Origin of the sequence: Azospira restricta (genome assembly GCF_016858125.1) — a bacterium.
Lineage (GTDB): Bacteria > Pseudomonadota > Gammaproteobacteria > Burkholderiales > Rhodocyclaceae > Proximibacter > Proximibacter restrictus.
In genome coordinates this window covers 1,541,344-1,567,917 of sequence record NZ_CP064781.1, presented here as the reverse complement: position 1 = coordinate 1,567,917, position 26,574 = coordinate 1,541,344, and the positions used below count along the sequence as shown (strand labels likewise).

24 protein-coding genes and 1 tRNA gene are annotated in these 26,574 nt (G+C 68.4%); 12 read left to right on the top strand and 13 right to left on the bottom strand.

What is annotated here, in order from left to right:
* The first annotated feature begins 72 nt into the window (after window positions 1–72).
* Window positions 73–1,230, top strand: a complete 1,158-nt coding sequence (locus IWH25_RS07730; protein ID WP_203388736.1) for a pyridoxal phosphate-dependent aminotransferase — start codon at window positions 73–75, stop codon at window positions 1,228–1,230.
* 120 nt (window positions 1,231–1,350) lie between these two features.
* On the opposite strand, the gene IWH25_RS07725 is transcribed toward IWH25_RS07730, so the two are convergent.
* From IWH25_RS07725 to ispB, 7 genes are all read right to left on the bottom strand, one after another.
* Complete coding sequence (locus tag IWH25_RS07725) at window positions 1,351–2,247, bottom strand: histone H1-like repetitive region-containing protein (protein WP_203388735.1); 897 nt, start codon at window positions 2,245–2,247, stop codon at window positions 1,351–1,353.
* Between the two features lie 593 nt (window positions 2,248–2,840).
* Complete coding sequence (gene ampD / locus IWH25_RS07720) at window positions 2,841–3,398, bottom strand: 1,6-anhydro-N-acetylmuramyl-L-alanine amidase AmpD (RefSeq protein WP_203388734.1); 558 nt, start codon at window positions 3,396–3,398, stop codon at window positions 2,841–2,843.
* 1 nt (window position 3,399) lies between these two features.
* Window positions 3,400–4,746: a sigma-54-dependent transcriptional regulator gene (locus IWH25_RS07715; RefSeq protein WP_203388733.1), complete on the bottom strand. Its 1,347-nt coding sequence runs from the start codon at window positions 4,744–4,746 to the stop codon at window positions 3,400–3,402.
* On the bottom strand, window positions 4,733–6,328 hold the full coding sequence (locus IWH25_RS07710; RefSeq protein WP_203388732.1) for a two-component system sensor histidine kinase NtrB: 1,596 nt from the start codon (window positions 6,326–6,328) through the stop codon (window positions 4,733–4,735). Before IWH25_RS07710 ends, IWH25_RS07715 begins: the two co-directional genes overlap by 14 nt.
* 3 nt (window positions 6,329–6,331) lie before the next feature.
* A complete protein-coding gene (locus IWH25_RS07705) occupies window positions 6,332–6,568 on the bottom strand; it encodes a PP0621 family protein (protein ID WP_203388731.1) in 237 nt (78 codons plus the stop codon).
* A 91-nt stretch (window positions 6,569–6,659) separates the two neighbouring features.
* Window positions 6,660–6,736: transfer RNA gene (locus tag IWH25_RS07700), tRNA-Pro, on the bottom strand.
* An 18-nt stretch (window positions 6,737–6,754) separates the two neighbouring features.
* Complete coding sequence (ispB, locus tag IWH25_RS07695) at window positions 6,755–7,684, bottom strand: octaprenyl diphosphate synthase (RefSeq protein WP_338022740.1); 930 nt, start codon at window positions 7,682–7,684, stop codon at window positions 6,755–6,757.
* A gap of 331 nt (window positions 7,685–8,015) precedes the next feature.
* Here ispB and IWH25_RS07690 point away from each other — a divergent pair, with 331 nt between their 5' ends.
* Window positions 8,016–8,681: a prepilin-type N-terminal cleavage/methylation domain-containing protein gene (locus tag IWH25_RS07690; RefSeq protein ID WP_203388729.1), complete on the top strand. Its 666-nt coding sequence runs from the start codon at window positions 8,016–8,018 to the stop codon at window positions 8,679–8,681.
* 35 nt (window positions 8,682–8,716) lie between these two features.
* Here IWH25_RS07690 and IWH25_RS07685 read toward each other — a convergent pair whose 3' ends face one another.
* On the bottom strand, window positions 8,717–10,684 hold the full coding sequence (locus IWH25_RS07685; RefSeq protein ID WP_203388728.1) for a monovalent cation:proton antiporter family protein: 1,968 nt from the start codon (window positions 10,682–10,684) through the stop codon (window positions 8,717–8,719).
* Between the two features lie 109 nt (window positions 10,685–10,793).
* On the opposite strand from IWH25_RS07685, the gene IWH25_RS07680 reads away from it, so the two are divergent.
* From IWH25_RS07680 to IWH25_RS07655, 6 genes are all read left to right on the top strand, one after another.
* Entirely contained in the window at window positions 10,794–11,771 is a 978-nt protein-coding gene (locus IWH25_RS07680) for a KpsF/GutQ family sugar-phosphate isomerase (protein ID WP_203388727.1), read from the top strand.
* A complete protein-coding gene (locus tag IWH25_RS07675; protein ID WP_203388726.1) occupies window positions 11,771–12,295 on the top strand; it encodes a KdsC family phosphatase in 525 nt (174 codons plus the stop codon). Before IWH25_RS07680 ends, IWH25_RS07675 begins: the two co-directional genes overlap by 1 nt.
* Window positions 12,292–12,879: an LPS export ABC transporter periplasmic protein LptC gene (gene lptC / locus IWH25_RS07670; protein ID WP_203388725.1), complete on the top strand. Its 588-nt coding sequence runs from the start codon at window positions 12,292–12,294 to the stop codon at window positions 12,877–12,879. The genes IWH25_RS07675 and lptC overlap by 4 nt, the downstream gene beginning before the upstream one ends.
* On the top strand, window positions 12,876–13,475 hold the full coding sequence (gene lptA, locus IWH25_RS07665; protein ID WP_203388724.1) for a lipopolysaccharide transport periplasmic protein LptA: 600 nt from the start codon (window positions 12,876–12,878) through the stop codon (window positions 13,473–13,475). The genes lptC and lptA overlap by 4 nt, the downstream gene beginning before the upstream one ends.
* Before the next feature lie 269 nt (window positions 13,476–13,744).
* On the top strand, window positions 13,745–14,305 hold the full coding sequence (locus tag IWH25_RS07660; RefSeq protein ID WP_203388723.1) for a phasin family protein: 561 nt from the start codon (window positions 13,745–13,747) through the stop codon (window positions 14,303–14,305).
* Window positions 14,306–14,456: 151 nt separating this feature from the next.
* A complete protein-coding gene (locus tag IWH25_RS07655) occupies window positions 14,457–15,008 on the top strand; it encodes a phasin family protein (protein WP_203388722.1) in 552 nt (183 codons plus the stop codon).
* Between the two features lie 69 nt (window positions 15,009–15,077).
* Here IWH25_RS07655 and IWH25_RS07650 read toward each other — a convergent pair whose 3' ends face one another.
* From IWH25_RS07650 to crcB, 4 genes are read right to left on the bottom strand one after another with little or no spacing between them, the layout of a single operon-like run.
* Window positions 15,078–15,839 (bottom strand): competence/damage-inducible protein A, encoded by a 762-nt coding sequence (locus IWH25_RS07650; protein WP_203388721.1) that lies wholly within the window; start codon window positions 15,837–15,839, stop codon window positions 15,078–15,080.
* Window positions 15,836–16,579: an EI24 domain-containing protein gene (locus tag IWH25_RS07645; protein WP_203388720.1), complete on the bottom strand. Its 744-nt coding sequence runs from the start codon at window positions 16,577–16,579 to the stop codon at window positions 15,836–15,838. The genes IWH25_RS07650 and IWH25_RS07645 overlap by 4 nt, the downstream gene beginning before the upstream one ends.
* Window positions 16,572–20,453 (bottom strand): ATP-dependent RNA helicase HrpA, encoded by a 3,882-nt coding sequence (gene hrpA, locus IWH25_RS07640; protein ID WP_203388719.1) that lies wholly within the window; start codon window positions 20,451–20,453, stop codon window positions 16,572–16,574. Before hrpA ends, IWH25_RS07645 begins: the two co-directional genes overlap by 8 nt.
* Window positions 20,453–20,842 (bottom strand): fluoride efflux transporter CrcB, encoded by a 390-nt coding sequence (gene crcB, locus IWH25_RS07635; RefSeq protein ID WP_203388718.1) that lies wholly within the window; start codon window positions 20,840–20,842, stop codon window positions 20,453–20,455. The genes hrpA and crcB overlap by 1 nt, the downstream gene beginning before the upstream one ends.
* Before the next feature lie 67 nt (window positions 20,843–20,909).
* Here crcB and IWH25_RS07630 point away from each other — a divergent pair, with 67 nt between their 5' ends.
* Complete coding sequence (locus tag IWH25_RS07630; RefSeq protein ID WP_203388717.1) at window positions 20,910–21,473, top strand: glycine zipper 2TM domain-containing protein; 564 nt, start codon at window positions 20,910–20,912, stop codon at window positions 21,471–21,473.
* Here the strand turns inward: IWH25_RS07630 and nhaR are convergent.
* Window positions 21,467–22,366 carry a transcriptional activator NhaR gene (nhaR, locus tag IWH25_RS07625; protein ID WP_203388716.1) on the bottom strand — a complete coding sequence of 300 codons (900 nt, stop codon included), beginning with the start codon at window positions 22,364–22,366 and terminating at the stop codon, window positions 21,467–21,469. The two genes, IWH25_RS07630 and nhaR, sit on opposite strands and share 7 nt — an antisense overlap.
* 107 nt (window positions 22,367–22,473) lie before the next feature.
* Here nhaR and htpX point away from each other — a divergent pair, with 107 nt between their 5' ends.
* The 3 genes from htpX to IWH25_RS07610 all read left to right on the top strand — a co-directional run bounded on the left by htpX (window position 22,474) and on the right by IWH25_RS07610 (window position 26,574).
* Window positions 22,474–23,346 carry a protease HtpX gene (gene htpX / locus IWH25_RS07620; protein WP_203388715.1) on the top strand — a complete coding sequence of 291 codons (873 nt, stop codon included), beginning with the start codon at window positions 22,474–22,476 and terminating at the stop codon, window positions 23,344–23,346.
* A gap of 151 nt (window positions 23,347–23,497) precedes the next feature.
* Window positions 23,498–25,042 (top strand): ATP-binding protein, encoded by a 1,545-nt coding sequence (locus IWH25_RS07615; protein WP_203388714.1) that lies wholly within the window; start codon window positions 23,498–23,500, stop codon window positions 25,040–25,042.
* Entirely contained in the window at window positions 25,039–26,574 is a 1,536-nt protein-coding gene (locus tag IWH25_RS07610; RefSeq protein ID WP_203388713.1) for an HD domain-containing phosphohydrolase, read from the top strand. Before IWH25_RS07615 ends, IWH25_RS07610 begins: the two co-directional genes overlap by 4 nt.

Genomic DNA, 26,574 nt, shown 5'->3' with positions numbered 1-26,574 from the left:
CGATTTCGCTACACTGCAAAGGCCGCCCGCGGGCGGCCTTTGCTTTTGCATCCACAGCCGACGGAACCGACCATGCAAGCAGCCTCACGCGTCGCCGAGATCGCCCCCTTCCACGTCATGGAACTGCTCACCCGCGCCAAGGCGCTGGAGGCCGCCGGACGCGACATCATCCACATGGAGGTCGGCGAGCCCGACTTCCCGACACCGCAGCCGATCGTCGACGCCGCCCAGCGCGCGATCGCCGGCGGCCGCATGTTCTACACGCCGGCGCTGGGACTGCCCGAACTGCGCGAGGCGATTTCGCGCTTCTACGCGGAACGTTACGGCGTCGCCGTGCCGGCCTCACGCATCGCCGTCACCGCCGGCGCCTCCGGCGCGCTGACGCTGGCGCTCGCCTGCCTGGTCGAACCCGGCAGCGAATGGCTGCTGACCGACCCCGGCTATCCGTGCAACCGCCACTTCGTGCGCGCCTTCGAAGGCGTCCCGGTCGGCATCCCGGTCGATGCCGGCAGCAACTTCCAGCCGACGGTCGCGCACCTCGACCGCTTCTGGAATGCCGCCACGCGCGGCGCGCTCTTCGCGTCGCCGGCCAACCCCACCGGAACGATGCTCGACGCCGCCGAGATCGCCGCACTCGCAACGGCGGTACGGGCCCGCGGCGGGCAACTGATCATCGACGAGATCTACCACGGCCTCACCTACGAGGGCGATGCCCCGACGGCGCTGGCGGCCGGCGACGACATCTTCGTCGTGCAGAGCTTCTCCAAGTATTTCCAGATGACCGGCTGGCGCCTCGGCTGGCTGGTCGTCCCCGAGGCCTACGTCCGCGACGTCGAGAAGCTCGCGCAGAACCTCTTCATCTCGCCGTCAACGCCAGCGCAACACGCCGCGCTGGCCGCCTTCTCGCCGCCGACGATCGCCATCCTCGAAGCGCGCCGCGCCGAATTCAAGCGCCGCCGCGACTTCCTCGCCCCGGCGCTGGAGCGCATCGGCTTCCGGCTGCCCGCGCGGCCGCAGGGCGCCTTCTACATCTACGCCGACTGCAGCGCGCTCAGCGACGACAGCGAACGCCTGGCCTACCGGCTGCTCGAAGAGGCCGGCGTCGCGGCGACGCCAGGACTGGATTTCGGCAGCAGCGCACCGGCGCGCCACCTGCGTTTCGCCTACACGACCGAGGTCGCCCGGCTCGAGGAAGCGGTACGGCGCATCGAGCGGCTGACCGGCGGCTAGCCGGCGCACGACGCAAAAAAAAAAGAGGCGCGGAAAGGAAGGCGGCGCAACTGACGTTGCGCCACTGAAAAGAGCGGGCGGGGCAAGCTGACACTCGCCCCGCACCACATCTACCGACGATTACTTCGGACGCGAACCGGTCGGGAACGGCCAGGCCGCGGTCGGGTTGAGCGCGGTTTTCAGACCCGGGGTTGCAGCCGTCGACGGAGTCGGCGCGGGGGCCGGTGCAGCAGCGGCGGCAGGTGCCGGCGCCGGCGCGGCAGGCGCCGCCGGCTTGGCGGCAGCCTTCGGTGCAGCAGCCTTCTTCGCAGCCGGCTTGGCGGCAGCCTTCGGCGCAGCGGCCTTCTTCGCGGCCGGCTTGGCGGCAGCCTTCGGCGCAGCAGCCTTCTTCGCAGCCGGCTTGGCGGCAGCCTTCTTCGGCGCAGCGGCCTTCTTCGCAGCCGGCTTGGCAGCAGCCTTCTTCGGCGCAGCGGCCTTCTTCGCAGCCGGCTTCGCAGCAGCCTTCTTCGGCGCAGCGGCCTTCTTCGCAGCCGGCTTGGCAGCAGCCTTCTTCGGCGCAGCGGCCTTCTTCGCAGCCGGCTTCGCAGCAGCCTTCTTCGGCGCTGCAGCCTTCTTTGCAGCCGGCTTGGCAGCGGCCTTCTTCGGCGCTGCAGCCTTCTTCGCGACCGGCTTGGCGGCGGCCTTCTTCGGCGCAGCGGCCTTCTTCGCGACCGGCTTCGCAGCAGCCTTCTTCGGCGCAGCGGCCTTCTTCGCAGCCGGCTTCGCAGCAGCCTTCTTCGCGACCGGCTTGGCGGCAGCCTTCTTCGCAGCGGGCTTGGCGGCAGCCTTCGGAGCGGCCTTCTTCACTGCCGGCTTGGCGGCAGCCTTCTTCGCAGCGGGCTTGGCGGCGGCCTTCGGAGCCGCCTTCTTCACTGCCGGCTTGGCGGCAGCCTTCTTCACAGCGGGCTTGGCGGCAGCCTTCGGGGCCGCCTTCTTCGCCGCCGGTTTCGCGGCGGGCTTCTTCGCGCTTGTTGCCATGGTTACCTCCTTCTATCGATTCGAGGGAAAGTTGATTACGTTTTGATCAAAACGCAAAAAGCGATCCGTCTGCGATAGCCCGGACCATCCGACCGTCGCCCGCGACGCGGGGCGATCGAATCCTGCAGCGGCAACGGCCGCATATCGGGAAGCGCCGCTCGTGCCGAAGCCGTCGCTGCAGCGCGAAGCGCGCGCGAACCGGGCGGAACACAAGCGGAGAAAGTGGGAAGTAGCGGAGGGAGCAGAGGAGCGGAAAAGCGGGGAAGAGAAGGCAGCAGCCCGACGTTGCGTCGGCAGACCCGGTGATCGTTTACGCGCTGGCTGTCGCTTCAGTCTCATCGCCTTCTATGTCCGTGAGGCCGTCGACTTTCGCTATCGACACCCTCGAAACCCGCTTCTGGCGGCCTTTTCGGCGGGACATACTAGATATTGTGCCGCCCTTGCAAATTTGAACTAATTCTAGTAGTTGATTATTTTCTATGCAAGAAATTTTTTGATCGAAAGTCAACCCCGAGCAAAACTGTTGCAGTCGCGCGTCATTCGCATACGGCATCACAGCGGGAAAGGAAAACACGAAGTGCGTGCGCGATGAATCAGCGTGCGCGGGAAAGCGGCAGCGCGGACAGGCGGGACCAATCGAAACACGGCCCCGGGTCGGTCTTGCGGCCGGGCGCGATCTCGCTGTGCCCGGCGATGTCCCGCAGCGGATAGGCGCGGCCGAGGATCGCGACGAGCTCGCACAGGCGCTCGTACTGCGCCGACTCGAACGGCAGCTCGTCGCAGCCTTCCAGTTCGACGCCGATGGAGAAGTCGTTGCAACGCTCGCGGCCGCGCCAGCAGGAGACGCCCGCATGCCAGGCTCGGTCGTCGCAGGAAACGAACTGGATCAGTTCGCCGTCGCGGCGGATCAGGAAATGTGCCGAGACGCGCAGATCGCGGATACCGGCGAAGTAGGGATGACGCGACGCGTCGAGGCGGTTGGCGAAAAGATCGAGGATGTCGTCGCTGCCGAACTCGCCCGGCGGCAGGCTGATCGCGTGCACCACCAGCAGCGTCGGCTTTTCCGCCGCCGGCCGCGCGTCGAAGTTCGGCGACGGTTCGCGCCGGGCGGACGTCAGCCAGCCCACGCCATCGATCCGTCCGTGGCTCATCTCATTCGTCGATGCCGAGGCGCTCGATGCGATAGCGCAGCGAGCGGAAGGTGACGCCGAGCAGCCGCGCCGCCGCGGTGCGGTTGCCGCCGGTCTTCGCCAGTGCGTCGAGAATCGCCGCCCGCTCGACCCGGTTGAGCGTGTCGTCGAGGGTCTCGCCGACGCGCGACGCCGGCACGCCCTCACCCTCTTCCGGTGCCAGCTGCAGGTCGACGACGTCGATCTCGCTCCCCGCCGAGAGTGCGGTCGCGCGCTCGAGGATGTTCTCCAGTTCGCGCACGTTGCCCGGGAAGACGTAGCCGCACAGCGCCTGCAGCGCCCCCTCGCTGACCGAGACGCCGGCACCGGCGATACGCGCGAGGATCGCCTGCACCAGCTCGGGAATGTCTTCCTGGCGCTCGCGCAGCGGCGGCATGCGCAGCTCGATGACGTTGAGCCGGTAGTAGAGATCCTGGCGGAAGACACCGGCCTCGACGCATTCGCGCAGGTTGCGGTGCGTCGCGGAAATGAGGCGCACGTCGACCGGCTCCTCGACCGTGCTGCCGACCTTGCGCACCCGCTTCTCCTGGATCGCGCGCAACAGCTTCACCTGCATCGCCAGCGGCAGGTCGGCCACCTCGTCGAGGAACAGCGTACCGCCGTCGGCCGCCTGGAAGAAGCCCTCGCGGTCGGCATCGGCGCCGGTGAAGGCGCCCTTGCGGTAGCCGAAGAACTCGCTCTCGACCAGGGTCTCGGGAATTGCGCCGCAGTTCACCGGCACGAAGGCGCCCTGCGCCCGCGTGCTGCGGGAATGGATCAGGCGCGCGGCAAGTTCCTTGCCGCTGCCCGACTCGCCGGAGATGTAGACCGGCGCCTGGCTGCGCGCCAGCTTGTCGATCAGCTCGCGCACCTGCGCGATCGCCGCGGACTCCCCGATCAGCTGCTGCTCCGCCTTGCCGGCGGCGGCCGCCGGCAGATTGAGCGCCGATTTCACCAGCGTGCGCAGCTGGTCGAGTGCGACCGGTTTCGCCAGATAGTCGAAGGCGCCGGCCTTGAGTGCGGCCACGGCATTCTCGGTGCTGCCGAAGGCGGTGATCACGGCCACCGGCGTCTCCGGCGAGCGCTCGGCGACCAGCCGCACGACCTCCAGCCCCTCGCCGTCCGGCAGGCGCATGTCGGTCAGGCACAGCTGGTAGCGTTCGCGTTCCAGGCACTGGCGCGCCTCGGCGACCGAGCCCGCGCAGTCGGCCGCCAGCCCCATGCGCGACAGCGTCAGGTCGAGCAGTTCGCGGATGTCGGCCTCGTCGTCGACCACCAGTACCCGCGACAGATCCCCGCGCACGCGCCGTTCGTTCCTATTGACACTCACTGCACCCTCCCCCCGTGATCCGGAAATGCGCCCCCGGCGAATTGTCCAGCAGCTCCAGCCGGGCACCGTTGGCTTCGCACAGTTCGCGTGCAATATACAAGCCGAGCCCGGTTCCGCGCGAATGCGTGGTGAAGAAAGGCTCGAACACATGCTCGCGCAGCTCGTCCGGAACGCCCGCGCCGTCGTCGACGACGTGCAGCTCGACGCCGGCCACGCCGCGCCCCCGGCGGAGACGCAGCGTCAGGCTGCCGGCCTGTCGCCGCGAGTGGCGCAGGGCGTTGCCCATCAGGTTCCACAGCACCTGGTGCAGGTGCGAGCGGTCGAAGCAGACCACGCCGCCGGCCCCCAGATCGAGGGAGACCACCTCCGGGTCGATCTGCTCCTTGACCGCGAACTCCTCGCGGAACAGCGGCAGCAGCTGGGCGAGATCGATCGCCTCCGGATGCGCCCGGTCGCGCCGCCCCAGCTCGAGCACGTCGCGCACGATGCGGTCGAGACGCTGCGTATTGTCGCGCACGATGGTCAGCAGGCGCTCCTGCGCACTGCCGCGCAGCTCCTCGAGCAGCAGCTCGCCGGCATGGCTGATCGCCGACAGCGGATTGCGGATCTCGTGCGCGATGTTCGCCGTCAGGCGGCCGAGGGCGGCGAGCTTGAGCTGCTGCGCGCGCTGCTGGACGCGCCCCATGTCCTCGAGGAAGACGAGCACGTCGTGCTCGCTGCTTTCGGTGGGGACGAAACGGGCGCGCAAGGTCAGTCCGCTCGGCGCGACGCGGAACGGCTCCGGCTCCGCGGTCGCGCCGGCCTGCCAGGCGCGGAAGCTGTCGGCGAGCGCCGGCGAATACATCGCCAGGGCGCTCGCCGAGCCATCGCTCACGCCGAGCAGCGCCTCGGCGCGCGGGTTGTGCTGGCGCACCAGCGCATCCTGGCTGACGACCAGGATGCCGTCCTGCATCTCCTCGATCACGCGCTGGCTGACCAGCATCTGGTTGCGCAGCGCCACCCCGCGCTGCCTGGCCAGTTCCTCGTTGGCGAGCACGCGCCGCGCCAGCAGCCGGCCGGAAATCGCCGTCGCGAAAAAGCCGAGCGAAAGCAGGCCGGCCTGGAAGAAGCCGACCGAATCGAACTCGTTGCGCAGTGCCAGGAAGAATTCGGAGACGAGAACCGCGAGCGTCGCGACGGCGGCGAAGAAGAGCACCAGCCGCCCCTGCCCGACCAGGCCGGCACCGGCCAGCGATACCAGCAGCAGCCAGCCGAAGCCGCTGCGCAGGCCGCCGCCGGCGTACATCAGCGCGGTCAGCACGAAGACGTCGAGCAGCACCTGCGCCGTCAGCTGGATGTTGAAGTGGCGGCGGACGCGGTGCAGCGACATCACCGACAGCAGGGTCAGCAGCAGGTAGCCGCCGGTCAGCGCGACGTGCCACTTGGAGACGGCGGCGACGAAGACGGCCCCCTGCAGCGGCGTGCCGGCGGCGGCGACGAACAGCAGCGCGGCAAGGACGAAGCGGTACAGGTTGAAGTAGCGGAGCGACTTCCAGTGCGTATCCCAGAGCGCCGAATCCTCGGCCGCGAAGCGCGTCGTCATGCGCTAGCGCTCTCCGTGACCGGCTTCCGCCGCGCGGCGGTGCGCCTCGCAGCAATAGAGACGGCCGCCGCTCTCGACGCATTCGCTACGCGGCTGGTTGACGCCGCAGTGGGCGCAGCTGACCATCGACTCGGCGGGGCGGGAGGCCTGCGGCGGCGCATCACGCGCCGGCGCCTGCAGTTTGCGCCACAGCCACCAGACGATCGCCGCCAGGATCAACAACAGAATCAGCTTGCCCATGCCCGCCCTCGAAAGATGGGCGCCAAGGATAGCAGAAGCGCGCCCTGCCGACGGGGAAGGAAGCGGGACGAACGAGGGGGAAGAAAGGAATTGGTCGGGGTGAGAGGATTCGAACCTCCGACTCCTGCGTCCCGAACGCAGTACTCTACCAGGCTGAGCTACACCCCGACCGAGGGCTTCGCGGCGTCAGAAACTTCGGGATACCGCGAAAGCTGATAATTGTAGCAGCGACTCTTTGTACTGTGAAGGGGGTAGCGAAGAAATTGCTGCCGTCGCCAGCGCCGCCTCGCCTTCGGCCGCCTTGCGCGCCTGCTCCAGCGCACCGCTCGCGCGCACCGCCGCCAGCACCGCGGCGAAGTCGTCGCGCCCGCCCTGCTCGATCGCGTTGCGCACCAGCGCCGCCTGTTCCGGCGTGCCGTGCTGCATGACGTGGATCAGCGGCAGCGTCGGCTTGCCTTCGGCGAGGTCGTCGCCGAGATGCTTGCCGGTTTCCGCCTCGGCGCCCGAGTAGTCGAGCACGTCGTCGATGATCTGGAAGGCGGTGCCGAGGTGCATGCCGTAGGCGGCCAGCCCGGCTTCGATTTCCGGCGCGGCCCGGCCGAGGATCGCGCCGAGCTGCGCCGCCGCCTCGAACAGCTTCGCCGTCTTGTAGCGGATCACCTGCAGGTAGCGCGCCTGGTCGACGTCGGCGTCGTGGCAGTTCATCAGCTGCAGCACCTCGCCTTCGGCGATGACGTTGGTCGCATCCGAGAGCACGCGCATCACGCGCATGTCGTCGACCGCGACCATCATCTGGAAGGCGCGCGAATAGAGGAAGTCGCCGACAAGCACGCTGGCGGCGTTGCCGAACATCGCGTTCGCCGTGTCTCGGCCGCGGCGCAGCGCCGATTCGTCGACGACGTCGTCGTGCAGCAGCGTCGCGGTATGGATGAACTCGACCACCGCCGCCAGATCGTGGTGGTGCGTGCCGCGATAATCGACCGCGCCCGCCGACAGCAGCACCAACGCCGGCCGCAGCCGCTTGCCGCCGCTCTGGATGATGTATTCCGCGACCTGGCGCACGAGCACCACGTCGGAATGCAGGCGCTGCCGGATCACGGCATCGACCGCCTGCATGTCCGGGCCGATCAGGGCGTAGAGTTGTTCGAGATTCACTGCGGCGGGAGAAATTGGAAAAACCGGCGCATCTTAGGCGCCGCCCCCTCCCCCGTCAAGCAAGGCACCATGCGGGATTGCCCGGCAAGGCCGCGCCGCCGCCCCGGCGCGCCGATGCCCCTGGCCTGGCACCGGAACGACCATCCGTCGCGGCGCCGTCGGCCGCAACGCCCCCGGCCCTTCCGGCATCGCCGTTCCCGCCCCCGTGTCAGGCGCAAAAAATCCATGCATCATAATGCGGAACGGGTCGCATGCGCGCCCGGACGTTTCGATCACGCCAAGGGGGAACGGAATGAAAACCGATGCATCGGGCTTCACGCTCGTCGAAATCGCCATCGTGCTGGTCATCATCGGCCTGCTGCTCGGCGGCGTACTGAAAGGCCAGGAGCTGGTGAACAGCGCAAAGGTGAAGAACCACGTCGGCGACTTCAAGGCCGTCCCGCTGTTCATCTACGGCTACCAGGACAAATACAAGGCCCTGCCCGGCGACGACCGGGCGGCGGCGACGCACGTCGGCGCCGGCGCGACGCTGGTGCCCACCGCTGCGACGCTCGGCAACGGCCGCATCGACGGAAACTTCAATTCGGAGGCGAAAAGCGACGAATCGCTGGCCTTCTGGCAACAGGTCCGCCTGGCGAACCTGGCGGCGGGCGCCACCGACTTCTCGGACGCGGCGATCGCCGCGTCGGTGCCGCGCAATGCCGACGGCGGACGCATCGGCGTGCAGAGCGCCGTGCCGATCGCCGGCATGGCCGGCACCTACTTCGTCTGCTCCGACGGCATCCCGGGCCGCATCGCCAAGCAGATCGACACCACGATGGACGACGGCAACACCGCCACCGGCTCGGTCCGCGTCGGCGCCCACGGCTACGCGGGAACGATGCTCGCCGCGCTACCGCTGACCGGCAGCGGCGCGGTCGTCGACGACGCCCCCTATACCGTCTGCGCCGCCTTCTGACCCGGGACGTCGCGTAGCGGCGAGCCCCCTGGCCGTCAGCCTTTCAGCAGCCGCTCCTCGGCCACTGCCAGGCCGTCCGGCCGCCCGAACAGGACGACCACGTCGCCCTCCTGGAAACGCAGTTCGTCGGACGGCTCGACCGCCCGGATGTTGCGCCGGCGGACCGCGCTGACGACGACGTCGAGGTCGGCCAGCGCCATCTCGGCGAGCGAGCACCCGACCGCGCGCGCGCCGGGCGCCAGCGTCACCGAATGCAGGCGCACCGCGTCGCTGTCGTGCACGTCCTCGTCGCGGTCGGTCTGGCCGTGGAAGAAGCCGCGCAGCAGCTGGTACTGGCCGGCGCGCATCTCGCGCACGCGCTTCAGCACGCGGTTGATCGGCACGCCGATCAGCACCAGCGCATGCGAGGCGAGCATCATGCTGGCCTCCAGCGATTCCGGCACCACTTCGGCGGCACCGGCGGCACGCAGGCGCTCCATCTCGGCATCGTCGTAGGTGCGCACGACCACCGGCAGGTCGGGCTTCAGTTCGTGCACCAGATGCAGGATGCGCTCGGCGGCACGGGTATCGGCAAAGCTGATGACCAGCACGCTGGCGCGCTTGACCCCCGCCGCGAGCAGGGTTTCGCGCCGGCTGGCGTCGCCGAAGACGACGTTCTCGCCGGCCGCCGCCGCCTCGCGGACGCGCTCCGGGTCGAGGTCCAGCGCCATGTAGCCGACGCCTTCCTGCGCCATGAAGCGGGCCAGCGTCTGGCCGCTGCGCCCGAAGCCGCAGATGATGGCGTGCTGCTCGGTGCCCATGCTCTGCGCGAAGATGTTGGTCAGCTCCATCGAGCGCAGCAGCCACTCGCTGGCGGCGAAGCGCAGCGCGATGCGGTCGGCGTAGTGGACGATGATCGGCGCGATCAGCATCGACAGTACCAGCGCCGCCAGCACCGCCTGCGCGGCAAGCGCCGGCACCAGGTTGAAGCCCTTGATCTCGGCGAGCAGGACGAAGCCGAACTCGCCGCCGGCGCACAGCCACAGGCCGCTGCGGATCGCCGTCCCGGGCGCGGCGCCGAGCAGGCGCGACAGCCCGCCGACGATGGCGAACTTGCAGACGAGCAGGGCGACGAGGACGCCGAGCACCAGCGGCAGGTTGGCGAAGACGAGGCGGGCGTCGAGCAGCATGCCGATGGTGACGAAGAACAGTCCCATCAGCACGTCGCGGAACGGCTTGATGTCCTCCTCGACCTGGTAGCGGTACTCGGTCTCCGAGATCAGCATGCCGGCGACGAAGGCGCCGAGCGCCAGCGACAGGCCGGCGAGCTCGGTCAGGTAGGCCAGTCCGAGCGTGATCAGCAGCACGTTGAGCATGAACAGCTCGGCCGACTTGCCGCGGGCGACGATGAAGAACCACCTGCGCATCAGCCGCTGCCCGAAATAGAGCACCAGCGCCAGCACCGCGGCGGCCTTGAGCACGGCGACGCCGAGCATCATCGCCATCTGTTCCGGCGGGCGGGTGAAGGCGGGAATCAGGATCAGCAGCGGCACCACCGCGAGATCCTGGAACAGCAGCACGCCCATCACCTCGCGGCCGTGCTTGGCGTCCAGCTCCATGCGGTCGGTGAGCAGCTTGGTCAGCACCGCCGTCGACGACATCGCCAGCACGCCGCCGAGCGCGACGCCGCCCTGCCAGCCGATGCCGAAGAAAAGACAGATCAGCGCCGTCAGCAGCAGCGTCACCGTCACCTGCAGCAGACCGAGGCCGAAGACGATGCGCCGCATCGCATGCAGCTTGGTCAGCGAGAACTCCAGCCCGATCGAGAACATCAGGAAGACGACGCCGAACTCGGCGAGGTGCGCAGCGCCACTGGCATTGGCCATCAGGTTCAGCGCGTGCGGGCCGATGGCGGTGCCGACCAGCAGGTAGCCGAGCACCGGCGGCAGGTTGGCACGCCGGAACAGGATCACCGCGAGGACGGACGCACCGAGCAACAGGAGGGACAGCTGCAGGGTATTCATCGGTCGCGGGCGGCTCTCTCAGGGGTGGGGAATCTCGTGCGAGCGGCCTGAAACCGGGGGATTCCGGCCGATCTGCTATACTTTCCCGAATCATAACCGCATCGAATCCATGAACCAAATCCAGCCCTCGCCGAAAGCGCTCGACCTCGCCCGTCGCGTGCTGCGCATCGAGGCCGAGGCCGTCGCCGCGCTCGGCGACCGCATCGACGGCGGCTTCCTCGCCGCGCTGGCGCTGATCCTCAACTGCCACGGCCGCGTCATCGTCAGCGGCATGGGCAAGTCCGGCCACATCGCGCGCAAGATCGCGGCGACCTTTGCCAGCACCGGCACCCCGGCCTACTTCGTGCACCCCGCCGAGGCCAGCCACGGCGACCTCGGCATGATCACCCGCGACGACGTGCTGATCGCCCTCTCCAATTCCGGCGAGAGCGAGGAACTGATGGCCATCGTGCCGATCTTCAAGCGCCTCGGCGGCAAACTGATCGCGATGACCGGCAACTCCCAGTCCTCGCTCGCCCGCGAGGCCGATGCCCACCTCGACGCCGCCGTCGCCGAGGAGGCCTGTCCGCTGAACCTGGCGCCGACCGCCAGCACAACGGCCGCGCTGGCGCTCGGCGACGCGCTCGCCGTCGCCCTGCTCGACGCCCGCGGCTTCGGCGCCGAGGACTTCGCCCGCTCGCATCCCGGCGGCGCGCTCGGCCGCCGGCTGCTCACCCACGTCCGCGACGTCATGCGCGAGTCGGCGCCGGCGGTAACGCCGGACGCCGGCGTCGCCGCGGCAATCCTCGAAATCTCGAAGGGCGGCATCGGCATGACCGCGGTCGTCGACGCGGAACGGCGGGTCGTCGGCATTTTCACCGACGGCGACCTGCGCCGCGCCTTCGAGAAGGACCTCGACCTGCGCGCACTGAAGGTCGCCGACGTGATGACGAGGAATCCGCGCAGCATCGGCCCCGACAAGCTGGCGGTCGAGGCCGTCGAGATGATGGAGCAGTTCCGCATCAACCAGCTGCCGGTCACCGACGGCGACGGCCGGCTGCTCGGCGCGCTGAACATGCACGACCTGTTCCGGGCCAAGGTCATCTGATGGACGCCACCGCCCGCGCCCGCAAGCTGCGCCTGATGGCCTTCGACGTCGACGGCGTGATGACCGACGGCAGCATCTACTACACCGACAGCGGCAGCGAGCTGAAGGCCTTCAACGCGCTCGACGGGGCCGGCCTGAAGATGCTCGAGAAGGCCGGCATCGCGGTCGCCGTGATCACCGGCCGCCGCGCCGCCTGCGTCGAGGTGCGCGCGCGCAACCTCGGCCTCGACCGGCTGCACCAGGGCGTGCACGACAAGGCCGACTGCCTGCGCGGCATCCTTGCCGAGCTCGGCCTTACCGCCGACCAGGCCGGCTTCATGGGCGACGACGTGATGGACCTCGCGGTGATGGGCCTGTGCGGCTTCTCCGTCGCGCCGGCCAATGCCCACGAGGCGGTGCAGCGGCGCGCGACGCTGGTCACCCGCAAGGAAGGCGGCCGCGGCGCCGTGCGCGAGGCCTGCGACTTCATCCTCGCCGCGCAGGGCCGGCTGGACGACGTGATCGCGCCCTGGCTGCCGCAATGAAGACCTGGTCCAGCGCCGCCTTCCCGCTCGCCGTGCTCACGGTGCTCGCCGGACTGACCTTCTGGCTGGTCCGTGCCACCGCCTTCCCGGACGAGCGCAACGACGGCAAGGACCGTCACGATCCGGACTACATCATCAGCGGCATGGAAATCCGCAAGCTGACCCGCGACGGCGAACTCCAGTACATCCTGAAGGCGACCGAGGCCCGGCACTTCCCCGACGACGACGCGACCGAGATCGCGCTGCCGCACCTGACCTACCTCAACCCGAAGAAGCCGACGATGTACCTCAGCGCGCAGCGCGCCCACGTCAGCGCCGACGGCGAAACGGTGCAGCTCAACGACGACGTGCGCGTCAAGCGCGACCCGACGCCGACGCGCGCCGCGCTGTTCGGCACCATGCCGGACCTGACCGTGCAGACCGAGGAGGAAACGGCGTACACGGCGAGCCCGGTGACGTTCACGCAGGGCGCCTCGTGGCTCAAGGGCGTCGGCATGCATCTCGACAACAAGACCCAGACCTACATCCTCGAATCGCAGGCTACCGGCCAGTTTGAAAGCAGAAAGGCGAAAGCGAAGCCATGAAGCACACCCTGATCTCCCTCGCCGTGATTTCCCTGACGGCGGCGACGCCGGCGCTGGCCGAGAAGGCGGACCGCGAGAAGCCGATCAACCTGGAGGCCAACCGCATCAGCGTCGACGAGGTGAAGAAGGTGCAGATCTTCGAGGGCAACGTCGTGCTCACCCAGGGCACGCTGACGATCCGCGCCGACCGGATCGTCGTCACCCAGGACGCCGACGGCTTCCAGAAGGGCGTCGCCAGCGGCGGCCCCGGCGGCGTCGCCCGCTTCCGCCAGAAGCGCGAAGGCCGCGACGACTACGTCGAGGGCGAAGGCGAGCGCATCGAACACGACGCGCGCAACGAGAAGACCGAATTCTTCATCCGCGCCTGGGTGAAGAGCGGCGGCGACGAAGTGAAGGGCAACTACATCTCCTACAACGCGCTCACCGAGCAGTATCTGGTGACCTCCGGCGTCGCCGCCGACGGCAAGACGCCGGCGAAGGTGGAAGGCGGCCGCGTGCGCGCGATCATCCAGCCCAAGGGCAAGAACGAAGGCGAAGCCGCCAAGGCGGAGCCGCTGACGCTGCGCCCCTCGGGCAGCCTCCCGACGAAGGAATGAGCCCTGGCGGCGGCCCCCGCCGCCCGCCCGCGCGCGCCGGCCGCCGCACCGATCGGCCCGCCGCTCATGCGGCGCCACATCCCGACCCGGCGAAGGGCGCCGGACGATACCGGTAACACCATGTTTAATAAAACAAAAATATTTTTGGTGCGGCGCACAAAAAAGGCTTGACAAGCAGGCGTCGCTCCCTATAATTCGAGTCATGCTGCAGCGCAACAAGGCCATGCCGACGCGCAGCACACAATCAACCGATCGATAGGAGAGTTACCATGTTCGCCACCCCGGAACAGTTTGCCGCCGCCAACAAGGCCGCCGTTGAATCCCTGCTGACCCTGGCCAACACCGCCCTGGCTTCCGCCGAGCGCGTCGCCGCCCTGAACCTGAACACCGCCCGCTCGGTGCTCGAAGACGGCGTGTCCAACACCAAGGCCCTGCTCGGCGCCAAGGACGTGCAGGAAGTGATCTCGGTGCAGGCCACGCTGGCCCAGCCGAACGTCGAGAAGGCCGTTGCCTACTCGCGCAGCGTCTACGAAATCTCGGCCCAGACCCAGGAAGAATTCGCCAAGGTTCTGGAATCGCAATTCACCGAGTTCCAGAAGACCGTCGCCGGCCTGCTGGACAAGGCTGCCAAGTCGGCCCCGGCCGGTTCGGACGTCGCCGTCGCCGCCGTCAAGTCGGCGATCGCCGCCGCCAACTCGGCCTTCGACAGCATGAACAAGGCCGCCAAGCAGGTCGCCGAGATCGCCGAAGCGAACGTCGCCGCCGCGACCAACGCCACGGTCAAGGCGGTCGGCGCCACCGCCGCCGCCGGCAAGAAGAAAGCCGCCTGATCGGCCGCTTCGCCAGCAAAGACCCCCGACGCGTTCGGGGGTTTTTTTTGTCCGGCTTTTTTGAGTTCTGCGCTTGGGCTATGCTGGGCAAATAACCTATAGTGATCTATTGGTTTATTCTGAGACGCAACCCCACCCACCGGAGGAAGTGATGACTGCAAACAATCTCGACCAACTCGCCACCGCCCAGAAAGCCAACGCCGAAGTGATGATGGCGCTGATGCGTACCGCCTTCGAGGGCATGGAAAAGCTGGCCGCGCTGAACATGGCCGCCAGCCGCGAATTCTTCAACGCCAGCGTCGCCAACACGCAGCAGATTCTCGCCGCCAAGGATGCGCAGGAGCTGGCGAAGATCAACGCCACGCTGTCGCAACCGAACGTGCAGAAGCTGATGGACTATTCGCGCAGCGTCTACGACCTCGTCACGCAGCTGCAGCAGGAAGTCACCAAGGTGATGGACGCGCAGTACAGCACCTTCTCGAAGAAGGCCTCGGCAACGATCGAAAAGACCTCGGCGCAGGCGCCGGTCGGCGGCGACGTCTTCGCCGCGGCGATGAAGTCGATGCTCGACGCGACCAACCAGGCCTTCGGCAACATGCAGAACATGGCCAAGCAGATGACCGAGATCGCCGACGCCAACCTGCAGGCCGCCTCCAGCGCCACCGCCAAGGCCGTCGGCGCCGGCACGACGAAGAAGAAGTAAGCGCCCGACCGCTGCGCGAACAGAAACCCGGCCCGGCCGGGTTTTTTGTTTTCTGCGGAGGGACCCCGCTCAGGACTGCGCGTCGCGCCAGGCCCAGCGGATGCCGCGTCGCTCGACCTCGCTGCGAATCTCGCCCATCGCCCGGTCGACCAGCGCCGGATCGCCCTCCACCCCCAGCTCCAGATGCCGCCGCTCCTTGCCGACGATCGACGGCAGCGAAAACAGGCGCAGAGTCGGGTAGTCGGCGACGATGCGCTCCATCAGGTCGAGCAGCGCGCTCTCGTAGGCCCCCTCGCCGGTCAGCAGGAAGGCCTTCTCGACCGGTGCCGCACGGAACTGGTCGCGGTAGAAGGTTTCCAGCACCCATTCGACCATCGGGTGCGCCATCTGCGGGAAGCCGGGCACGAAGTAGTGCTCGCGCGCCATGAAGCCAGGAATGCGGTTGAACGGGTTGGGGATGATCCGCGCGCCGGCCGGGAAGGTCACCAGCTGCAGGCGCTGCGGCGTCAGCTCGTCGCCGAAGCGGATCCTGGCCTCGGCCACGCCCTCGGGATGGACCACCAGGTCGACGCCGAGCGCCGCCGCGGCGGCCTGCCGCGTGTGGTCGTCCGGCGTGTTGCCGATGCCGCCGAAGGAGAAGACGACGTCGCCGGCGGCGAGCGTGCGGCGGAAAGTCGCGGTCAGCCGCTCTCGCTCGTCGCCGAGGTACTCGACCCACGACAGGCGCAGCCCGCGCGCGCCGAGCAGCTCGGCGAGCCTGGCGAAATGCCTGTCCAGGCGCTTGCCGGAAAGGATTTCGTCGCCGATGACGATTGCGCCGAAAGTCTTCATGTGCGCTCCCATTGCGTCTTTTCGAGGGTCAGGACGGCACCGTCGCGTTCGCGGCGCAGCGCCTCCAGCCCGTAATGGACGTAGGCCAGCGCACCGAAGGCCGGCGCCAGCAGGCCGACGAAGGGCACGTGGGCGAGCAGGCCGAGCAGCACGCCGAGCAGCAGCAGCTTGCCGCGATGCTTCTCGAACAGCGCCTTCCACTCCTCCTTCGTCGCGTGCGCGGCGAGCGCGTCGTAGGCGAAGGTGCGCCGGTTCAGCCAGGCCAGCCAGTAGATCGGCAGCACCAGCCCCATCCCCGGGATCAGCCACAGCGGCAGCGTGCCGATCCAGCCGACGATGAAGCCGACGGCGGCGAGCACGCTGTTGCCGGTCGCCGCGACGAAGCTGTCCTCGCCCATGCGCGCGACGTCCGGATACTCGCGGGCGCCGATCTCGTTCACCAGCAGCGGCACGACGAAGATCGCGGCGAGCAGCATCGCCGTCAGGTAGGCCAGCGCGAACACCGCCAGCCAGCCGCCGAGCCAGGCCAGCACCTTGGCCAGCCACAGCGCGCCCCAGCCGGCGACCCAGGTCAGCGGCGGAATCTCCAGCAGTTCGGCGACGAACCAGTCGAGCGCGAAAAAGGCCAGCGCCAGCCAGACGACCAGCGCGACCACCGCCGGCCCGACCAGGCGCAGCCAGATGCCGCGGTCCTGCAGGTTGTTCAGGCTGCGCATCAGCGCGTTGAAGATTTCAACCACGGGCCAGGCCCTCCCAGGTTTTCTGCAGGCGCTTCGTCGACACCGGCGTCGGCGTCTTCAGCTCCTGCGCGAACAGCGACACTCGCAATTCCTCCAGGAGCCAGCGGAACTGCTCCAGATTCTCGTCGACCACGCCCTGCTTGGCGAGTTGCCCGGCGCGGCGCTCGTAGTTCGTCCACAGCGGCGCGTACTCGGCCATCAGCCGCGCGTCGCGCGCCGGGTCGGCCTTGAGCTTGTCGAGGCGCAGCGCCGCCGCCTTCAGGTAGCGCGGGTAGTGCTGCAGGCGCTCGAACGGCGTCGCGGCGACGAAACGCTTGCCCATCAGTCGCGCCGCCTGCGCCTCGATATCCTTGACCGCCGCTGCATGTGCCTTGAACGCCGGCAGCTTCTTCGTCAGCGCCTGCCATTCGCTGAGCACCAGGCTGACGAGGCGGCAGATCTCCTGCGAGAGCAACCCCAGCCGCGACTTCGCCTCAGCGCAGCGCGTACGGAACTGCGCCTCGTCCTGCGGCAGCGGCGCGGTCAGGCAGGCGCGGGCGAAGACGACGTCGATCAGCTGCTGCTTCAGCTCGTCGACCGTCATCAGCCCCATCGCCTGGATGCCCATTTGCGGCAGGCCGGGCAGGTTCTTCTCGAAATACTTCAACTGCTCGCGGAACTGGATCTTGAACAGCCGCACCAGCCCCTTCTCGTGCGCGGCGCGCGCCTCCTCGGGCGAGTCGAAGACCTTCAGCGACACGCTCTCGCCGTCATCGGTCAGGCCCGGGTAGCCGAGCAGCATCTGCCCACCGACCTCGACCTCCATCAGCTCCGGCAGTTCGCCGAAGGTCCAGTCGGTCAGCCCGGAAAACTCCGACGGCGCCTCGTGCTTCTCCGAAAACTCCGCCTTCGCCTGCCCGCCCCATTCGCCGCGCAGCTCGGTCAGGTTGCGCCGCATGTCGAGCTGGCGGCCGTGCTCGTCCACGAGCTTGAAGTTCATCGACAGGTGCGCCGGCAGCTCGCCGGGGCGGAAGGCGTCGGGCGTCACCGCCCAGCCGCGCGCGTTCAGCCCGCGCGTTTCCATGATGAAGGCGATCAGCGCCGGCACCAGGCCCTTGTCGGACGGCTGCACCTTGTCGGCGAACTCGGCGGCGAACTCGGGCACCGGCACCAGCTTGGCGCGGATCTTCTGCGGCAGCGTCTTCACCAGCTGCTGCACCTTTTCCTTCAAGAGCCCGGGCACCAGCCACTCGCAGCGCAGCGCCGGCACCTGGTTGAGGTGCGCCAGCGGCACGGTCAGCGTCACGCCGTCCTTCGGCGAGCCCGGCTCGAAGTGATAGCTGAGCGCGTACTCGACGCCGCCGAGCTTGATCTGCGACGGGAAGGCGTCGGTCGTGACGCCCGCCGCCTCGTGCCGCATCAGGTCCTCGCGCTTGAGGAACAGCAGCTTCGGGTTTTCGCGCTCGGCTTCCTTGCGCCACTTGTCGAAGTCGGCGCCGTTGTGGATGCCTTCCGGAATCACGTGGTCGTAGAAGGCGTAGATGAGTTCGTCGTCCACCAGCACGTCCGGCCGGCGCGACTTGTGTTCGAGCGACTCGATCTCGCCGATCAGTTTCCGGTTGTGCTGCCAGAACGGCCAGCGCCGGGCGAAGTCCTCGTTGATCTCGCCGCCGACCAACCCCTGGCGGATGAAGATCGCGCGCGCCTCGGCCGGGTTCATCGGGCCGAAGTTCACGCGCTTCTTCGGGTTGACCACGATGCCGTAGAGCGTCGACCGCTCCCAAGCCGCGACCTGCATCGCCTTCTGCTCCCAGTGCGGATCGAAGTAGCTGCGGCGGATCAGGTGAGCGCCCACTTCCTCCAGCCACAGCGGGTCGATGCGCGCGATGCAGCGCGCGTAGAGCCTGGTCGTCTCGGTGATCTCGCTCGCCATCAGCCAGCGGCCTATCTTCTTCTGCAGCGGCGACGAGGGGTGGACCAGGAACTTGATGCCATGCGCGCCGAGGAAGTACATCGAGTCCTCGGAACGGCAGCCGAGATTGCCCAGGAGGCCGGTGAGCAGCGCCTTGTGGATCGCGTCGTAGGTCGCCGGCTGCGTGTTTTCCTTCCACCCCTGCTCGCCGATCAAGGCATGCAGCTGCGAGTGGATGTCGCGCCATTCGCGCATGCGGTTGGCCGACAGGAAATTCGCATGGCAGATCTGCACCAGCTTCCTTTGCGACTTCTTGTGTTCGATCTCGTTCTCGTACCAGTGCCACAGCTTGAGCCAGGAGAGGAACTCCGACTTCTCGTCGGCCCACTTGGCGTGTGCCGCGTCGGCCGTGCCCTGCTTCTCCTGCGGCCGCTCGCGCGGGTCCTGCACCGAGAGCGCCGCGGCGATGACCAGCACTTCCTTCAGGCAGCCGCCGTCGCGGGCGGCGACGATCATGCGCGCGATGCGCGGATCGAGCGGCAGCTTGGCGAGGCCGTGGCCGATGCCGGTCAGCGCGTTGTCGCCGTCGAGGGCGTTCAGCTCCTGCAGCAGCTGGTAGCCGTCGGCGACGGCGCGCGACGACGGGGCTTCCAGGAACGGGAAAGCCTCGATGTCGCCGAGATGGAGCGACTTCATGCGCAGGATCACGCCGGCGAGCGAGGAGCGCAGGATTTCCGGATCGGTGAACGCCGGCCGCGCCTTGAACCCCATCTCGTCGTAGAGGCGGATGCAGATGCCGGCGGCGACGCGCCCGCAGCGGCCGGCGCGCTGGTTGGCGGCGGCCTGCGAGATCTTCTCGACCTGCAGCTGCTCGACCTTGTTGCGGTACGAGTAGCGCTTGACCCGGGCGAGGCCGGTATCGACGACGTAGCGGATCCCCGGCACCGTCAGCGAGGTCTCGGCGACGTTGGTCGCCAGCACGATGCGGCGGCCGGTGTGCGGCTTGAAGATGCGCGACTGCTCCTCGGCGGAGAGGCGGGCGAACAGCGGCAATATCTCTGTATGCGGTGGATGGCGCTTGCGCAAGGCTTCCGCTGCGTCGCGTATCTCGCGTTCGCCGGGCAGGAAGACCAGTACGTCGCCCGGCCCTTCGCGGTGCAGCTCGTCGCAGGCATCGACCAGCGCGTCGTAGAGGTCGCGCTGGTCCTCGCGCTCGGCCTCTTCGGTCTCGACCGGGCGATAGCGCACCTCGACCGGGAAAAGGCGGCCGGAAACCTCGATCACCGGGGCGTCGTTGAAATGCTTCGCGAAGCGCTCGGCGTCGATCGTCGCCGAGGTGATGATCAGCTTCAGGTCCGGGCGCTTCGGCAGCAGCGTCTTCAGGTAGCCGAGCAGGAAGTCGATGTTCAGGCTGCGCTCGTGCGCCTCGTCGATGATCAGCGTGTCGTACTGGGAGAGCGTCGGGTCGCCCTGCGTCTCGGCGAGCAGGATGCCGTCGGTCATCAGCTTGACGAAGGTTTCCGGGATCGTCCGTTCGGTGAAGCGGATCTTGTAGCCGACCAGCCCGCCGAGGTCGGTCTTCAGCTCCTGCGCGATGCGCGCCGCCGTCGAGCGCGCGGCGATGCGGCGCGGCTGCGTGTGGCCGATCAGGCCGGTGGTGCCGCGGCCGAGTTCGAGGCAGATCTTGGGCAGCTGCGTCGTCTTGCCGGAACCGGTCTCGCCGCAGACGATCAGCACCTGATTTTCGGCGATCAGCTTGGCGATCTCGGCCCGCCGCGTATTGACCGGCAGGTCCTCGTCGTACTCCGGCTTCGGCAGCCGCGCGCGGCGCTTCTGCACGATCTCGGCCGACTTCGTCGCCAGCGTCGTGAAATCGGCGCGCGCCTTGTCCTTCTTCGCCCCCGGCGCCGACTTCAGGTCGCGCAGCAGGGCTTTCAGCCGCCGCCGGTCCGCGGCGAGGCAGTCATCGAGTTCGATACGCATCAGGAAAACAGTTTGTCGGCGCCGACGGTGAGCAGGCCGAGGTAGGTCATCAGCAGCGAGCCGACGAGGTGCGTGCAAGCCAGCGCCAGCGCCCAGCCGAGCTGGTGCGCGAGCAGGCGCTCGACGACCTCGGCCGAGAAAGTGGAGAAGGTGGTCAGGCCGCCGAGAAAGCCGGTAATGACTAGCAGCTTCAGCGCCGGCGGCAGGCCGGAGTTGATATGGAAGACGCCGACGGCGACGCCGACCAGGTAGCCGCCGATCAGGTTGGCGGCGAGCGTGCCGAGCGGCAGCATGACCAGCAGCGGATTGAGCGCGAGGCCGAGCAGCCAGCGCACCCAGGCGCCGAGCGCCGCGCCCGCCCCGACGGCAAGAAACCCGCTCCAAGCCATATCAACGCATTTCCGGACAAAACGTTATTCTACCGGCAACCCGAGTCACCACCGAAAAAGGACGACCATGAACCGACAGCGCAAACCCCTGCTCATCGCCCTCGCCCTGGCCATCGCCGCACCGCTGCCGACCGCCAGCCTCGCCGACCCGCCGTCGCATGCCCCGGCGCATGGCTGGCGCAAGAAGCATGACCCCTACTATCAGGGCTATACCGGCAAGCAGTGGGGCAACGACTACGGCATCTTCAGCGGGCGCTGCAACGTCGAGGCCGCCGGCGCGGCGATCGGCGGCGTGGTCGGCGGCGCCATCGGCTCGCAGATCGGCAAGGGCGACGGACGCACCGTCGCCATCATCGTCGGCACGGTGCTCGGCGCCGTCGTCGGCGCGCAGGCCGCGCGCGAGCTGTCCGGCGCCGACCAGGCCTGCTTCGGCCACGCGCTCGAACTGGCGAAAGACCGCCAGCGGGTCGCCTGGCGCAGCCCGGACAGCGGCGTCGACTACGTGGTGACGCCGCTGCGCAGCTACCAGCGCGACGGTCGCCAGTGCCGCGACTACGAGTTCGCCCGCGGCCGCGACGTCGCCCGGCAGACCGCCTGCGCGGTCGGCGCCGGCGAGTGGCGCGTCTATTGACGCGGCGAGGCCTCGCCGCCGCGCAGCATCGCCTCGACGCCCGGATGGCGGATGCGCCGCTCGCCGGAAATCGCGAAGACCTGCTCGCGCACCCCGTCGAGCTCGCCGACCGGCAGCGCGCCGAACTGCGCCGCGATCTCCGGGCCGAGCATCGACAAGGCCGGGAACAGTCCCAGCCCGTGCCGGCCGAAGGTGTCCATCAGCGCCGCGTCCTCGAACTCGCCGACGATCGTCGGGCGCAGCTCGTTGGCCTCGAACCAGTGCTCCAGCCGGCCGCGCAGCGCGTTCGTGCGCGTCGGCAGCAGCAGCGGCGCGCCGGCCAGGCTGGCCGGGAACCGCGGCGCGTACTGCGCAGCCAGCGCCGGCGCCGCATAGAAGCTGACCGCATACTCGCCGAGCGCATGGCTGAACACGCGCAGGCTGCCGCTGCTCGCCACCGGGCGGTCGGAGAGCACCACGTCGAGCCGGTGCAGCGCCAGGTCGGACATCAGTTCGTCGAGTTCGCCCTCGTAGCAGACCAGCCGCAGCGGCTTGCCGAGCGCCATCACCGGTTGCAGCAGGCGGTGCGCGGCGAGCTTGGGCAGCGCGTCGAGAATGCCGACGGTCAACCGCAAGGCCCCGGCGCCGGCGTTCGCCTCCAGCGCCTCCAGCATCTGCTCGCCGAGGCTGAAGATGCGGTCGGCGTAGGAAAGCGCCGTCCGCCCGGCCTCGGTCAGCGTCAGCCCGCGCCCGGCCGGCGCCAGCAGCGCGACGCCGAGCGAACGCTCGAGCATCGCCAATTGTCCACTGATCGTCTGCGCGGCGACGCCGAGCTTGTCGGCGGCGCGCGAAACGCCGCCTTCCTTGGCCACCACCCAGAAGTAGTGGAGATGCTTGTAGTTCAGTTCGGGCACGGCAAAGCTTCCGTTTTTTCGATCATTACTTCAATTTTTATACGCTTTTTCTGAATCGACAAGCCCCTTATGATGCGCACGTCGTATTCCTTTGCTGGAGTAACCCCATGAAACGCGTCCTGCTGTTCCTCGCCACCAACCTGGCCGTGATGATCGTTCTCGGCATCACGGCGAGCCTGCTCGGCGTCAACAAGTTCCTCACCGCCAACGGCCTCAACCTCGGCGCGCTGCTCGCCTTTGCCGCCCTGATGGGCTTCGGCGGCGCCTTCATCTCGCTGTGGATGTCGAAGCCGATGGCCAAGTGGAGCACCGGCGCCCGCGTCATCGACAGCCCCTCGACCTCGACCGAGTTCTGGCTGGTGCAGACCGTCGAGCGCCTGGCGCAGAGGGCCGGCGTCGCGATGCCGGAAGTCGCCATCTACGAGGGCGAACCGAACGCCTTCGCCACCGGCGCGACCAGGAACAGCTCGCTGGTTGCCGTGTCCACCGGCCTGCTGCAGAACATGAGCCGCGACGAGGTCGAAGCCGTGCTCGCGCACGAAGTGGCGCACGTCGCCAACGGCGACATGGTCACGCTGACGCTGATCCAGGGCGTCGTGAACACCTTCGTCGTCTTCCTCTCGCGCGTCGTCGGCTACCTGGTCGATTCCTTCCTGCGCCGCGGCGACCAGGAATCGTCCGGCCCCGGCATCGGCTACATGGTGACGACGATCGTCTGCGACATCGTCTTCGGCATCCTGGCCAGCATCATCGTCGCCTACTTCTCGCGCCAGCGCGAATTCCGCGCCGACCGCGGCGCCGCGCAGCTGATGGGCAACCCGCAGCCGATGGTGTCGGCGCTGCGCCGCCTGGGCGGCCTGCACACCGAACCGCTGCCGCAGAACATGGCCAGTTCCGGCATCGCCGGCGGCCCGGCGTGGATGGCGCTGTTCGCCAGCCACCCGCCGATCGAGTCCCGGATTCGAGCCTTGCAGTCCTGAGTGTGACCCCTCGCGGCATCCCCCGCCGCATTGACAACCCCGGCCCCGGCCGGGGTTTTTTTTGCCTGCGGCGGCCGACGCCGGCAGCGGCCGGCTGTGGCATGATTTACGAAAATCAATATTCCATAAGCACAAGGGGGGCGCCTAGGTCATGGGGGCTGTGATCCGTTCGCTGGTCGTGAACCGCGTCTGGTGGCTGCTGCTCTGGGCGATCTACGCGCTGATCGCCGCCCTCTTCCTCGACGCGTCGCTCGCCCAGATCCGCCAGCACAACATCGAGATCGCCACCGAGGGCGCCCGCAACGTCGTCCGCATGCTGGTCGTCACGCGCAAGTGGAACGCAATGCACGGCGGCGTCTATGTGCCGATCAGCGAGCAGGTGCAGCCGAACCCGTACCTGGAGCACCCGCGGCGCGACATCGAGACCCGCGACGGCCAGAAGCTGACGATGATCAACCCGGCGTTCATGACGCGAATGATCGCCGACATGACCCGCGACATCGGCGGACTCAGCTTCCGCATCATCAGCCAGAAGCCGATCAACCCGAACAACGCGCCGGACGCGTGGGAAAACGCCGGCTTCGCACAGCTCGCCGCCGGCCGGCACGAGATCGCCGAGCTGGTCGCGCCGGGCGGCAACGGCGTCTTCCGCTACCTGGCGCCGCTGCATGTGACCAAGGAATGCCTCGACTGCCACCGCGACCAGGGCTACCGCGTCGGCGACCTGCGCGGCGGCATCAGCATCTCGCAGGACTACGCCCCCTTCCTCGCCGCCGCTGCGCCGAGCGAGCGCAGCAGCATCGTCGCCCACTGGAGCGTGTTCCTGCTGCTGGTGCTGTTCAGCGGCTGGGCGCTCGAGCAGCTGCGGCGCAGCTGGTTGAGGCTGGAGGACAACATCGCCGAACTGCAGCAGACCCGCGACGAGCTGCTGCAGGCCGAGAAGATGGCCTCGCTCGGGCGCATGGTGGCCGGCTTCGCGCACGAGCTGAACACGCCGGTCGGCATTTCGGTCGGCGCCGTCTCGCACAACGAGGAGGCGCTGCGGCGGATCGACCGGCTGCTCGCCGGCGACGAGGTCGACGAGGCGCAGCTGCGCGACGAGCTCGCGACGCTGCAGACCGGCAGCCAGCTGGCGCTGGCCAACCTGCGGCGGGCGTCAGCGCTCGTGCAGCGCTTCAAGCAGTCGTCGATCGACCAGACCTCGGAGCAGCGCCGCGTCTTCGCCGTCCGCGAACTGATCGAGGACGTCGCCTTCACGCTGAAGGCGCAGCTCAGCCGCAAGCCGGTCGAACTGCGCATCGAATGTCCGCCGGAACTGCGCATCAACAGCATCCCCGGCCTGTTCGAGCAGGTGCTCACCAACCTGGTGCTGAACAGCCTGCAGCACGGGTTCGCCGACGGCGGCCGCAGCGGCACGATCACCGTCTCGGTCGGCGTGCCGGCGCGCGGCACGCTGCGGATCGTCTACCGCGACGACGGCGCCGGCATGGCGCAGGACGTCGCCGAACGCATCTTCGAGCCCTTCTTCACCACCAAGCGCGGCGCGGGCGGCTCCGGGCTCGGCATGTTCCTCTGCTACAACATCGTCACCGAGGAGCTCGCCGGCCAGATCCGGTGCACCGCGCAACCCGGCGCCGGCGTAGAGTTCGATATTTCGATTCCCTGTGAAATCGTCGAGGGAGACCGCAAGCCATGAAACTGGTCAAGGGAAACAGGCCGGAAGCACCGCGCCAGCCGGCGGCACCGAACTGGAAACTGCTGATCGTCGACGACGAACCGGACGTGATCGCGCTGACGCAGCTGAACCTGAAGGACTTCCGCTTCGCCGGCCGCGGCCTCGACATCCTCGCCGCCCGCTCGGCCCGCGACGCACGCGCGCTGCTCGCCGACCACGGCGACATCGCCGCCGCGCTGATCGACGTGGTCATGGAAAGCGACGACGCCGGGCTGCGCCTGGTCGAATACATCCGCAACGAGCTGAACAACGCGATGCTGCGCATCGTCATCCGTACCGGCCAGCCCGGCATCGCCCCCGAGCGTTTCGTCATCGACCACTACGACATCGACGACTACAAGGACAAGACCGAGCTGACCTCGACCCGGCTGTATACGACCGTGCGCACCGCGATCAAGTCCTACCGCGACCTGAAGACGATCGACCTCAACCGGCTCGGCCTGGCGCACGTGCTCGCCGCGGCGCCCGATATCTACCGCCTGGCCAACACGCCGCTGAACCAGTTCTTCGAGGGCATCCTGACGCAGATCGTCGGCCTCTGCGACCTCTCCGAGACCAGCTGCCTGGGCACCCTCGACGGCATCGTCGCCACCCTCGACGGCCAGGAGGTGAGCGTCCGCGCAGCCTGCGGCGGCTTCGCCGACAGCAAGCGCTTCGAGGAAATCCGCGACTACTGCACGGGCCTGATCCTCAACGACCGGACCGACGCCGCAAACTCCGACCGCGTGATGGTCGTGCCGCTGACCATCGCCGCCCGCCCGGTCGGCTTCGTCTATATCGAGGCGCAGAATCCACTGACCGCCTCCGACCGCGACCTGATCCGGGTGCTCGCGCACCAGTGCTCGGCGGCGCTGGACAACAAGCGCCTGCACCTGGAAGTGCAGGAATCCTTCGACCACGCCATCGACATGCTCGCCGAAGTCGCCGAATTCAAGGACAAGACCACCGGCGGCCACATCCAGCGCATCGACCACTACACCCGCGCGGTCGCCATCGAGCTCGGCATCGCCCCGGAAGAGGCGGAACTGTGGGGCAAGGCCAGCCGCCTGCACGACGTCGGCAAGGTCGGCATCTCCGACGCCATCCTGCAGAAGCCGGGGCCACTGACGCCGGAGGAATTCGCCGAGATCCAGCGCCACACCCACATCGGCGCCTCGATCCTCGCTCACGACAAATTCATGGAACAGGCGCGCGAGATCGCCTACAGCCACCACGAACGCTGGGACGGCACCGGCTACCCGGAAGGACGGCCGGCGCGCGAACTGTCGCTGGCGACGCGGATCGTCACCGTCGTCGACGTCTTCGACGCGCTGATGAGCCCGCGCCCGTACAAGAGCCCGTGGACGCAGGAGGCGGCGATGGCGGCGCTGGAAGCCGGCGCCGGTACGCAGTTCGATCCGGCGGTGGTCGCCGCCTTCCTCGGCATCCTCCGCCGCGGCGACTTCGAGCGCCACATCGAATCCTCGCGCCAGGGCGTCGCGCTGATGCTCTAG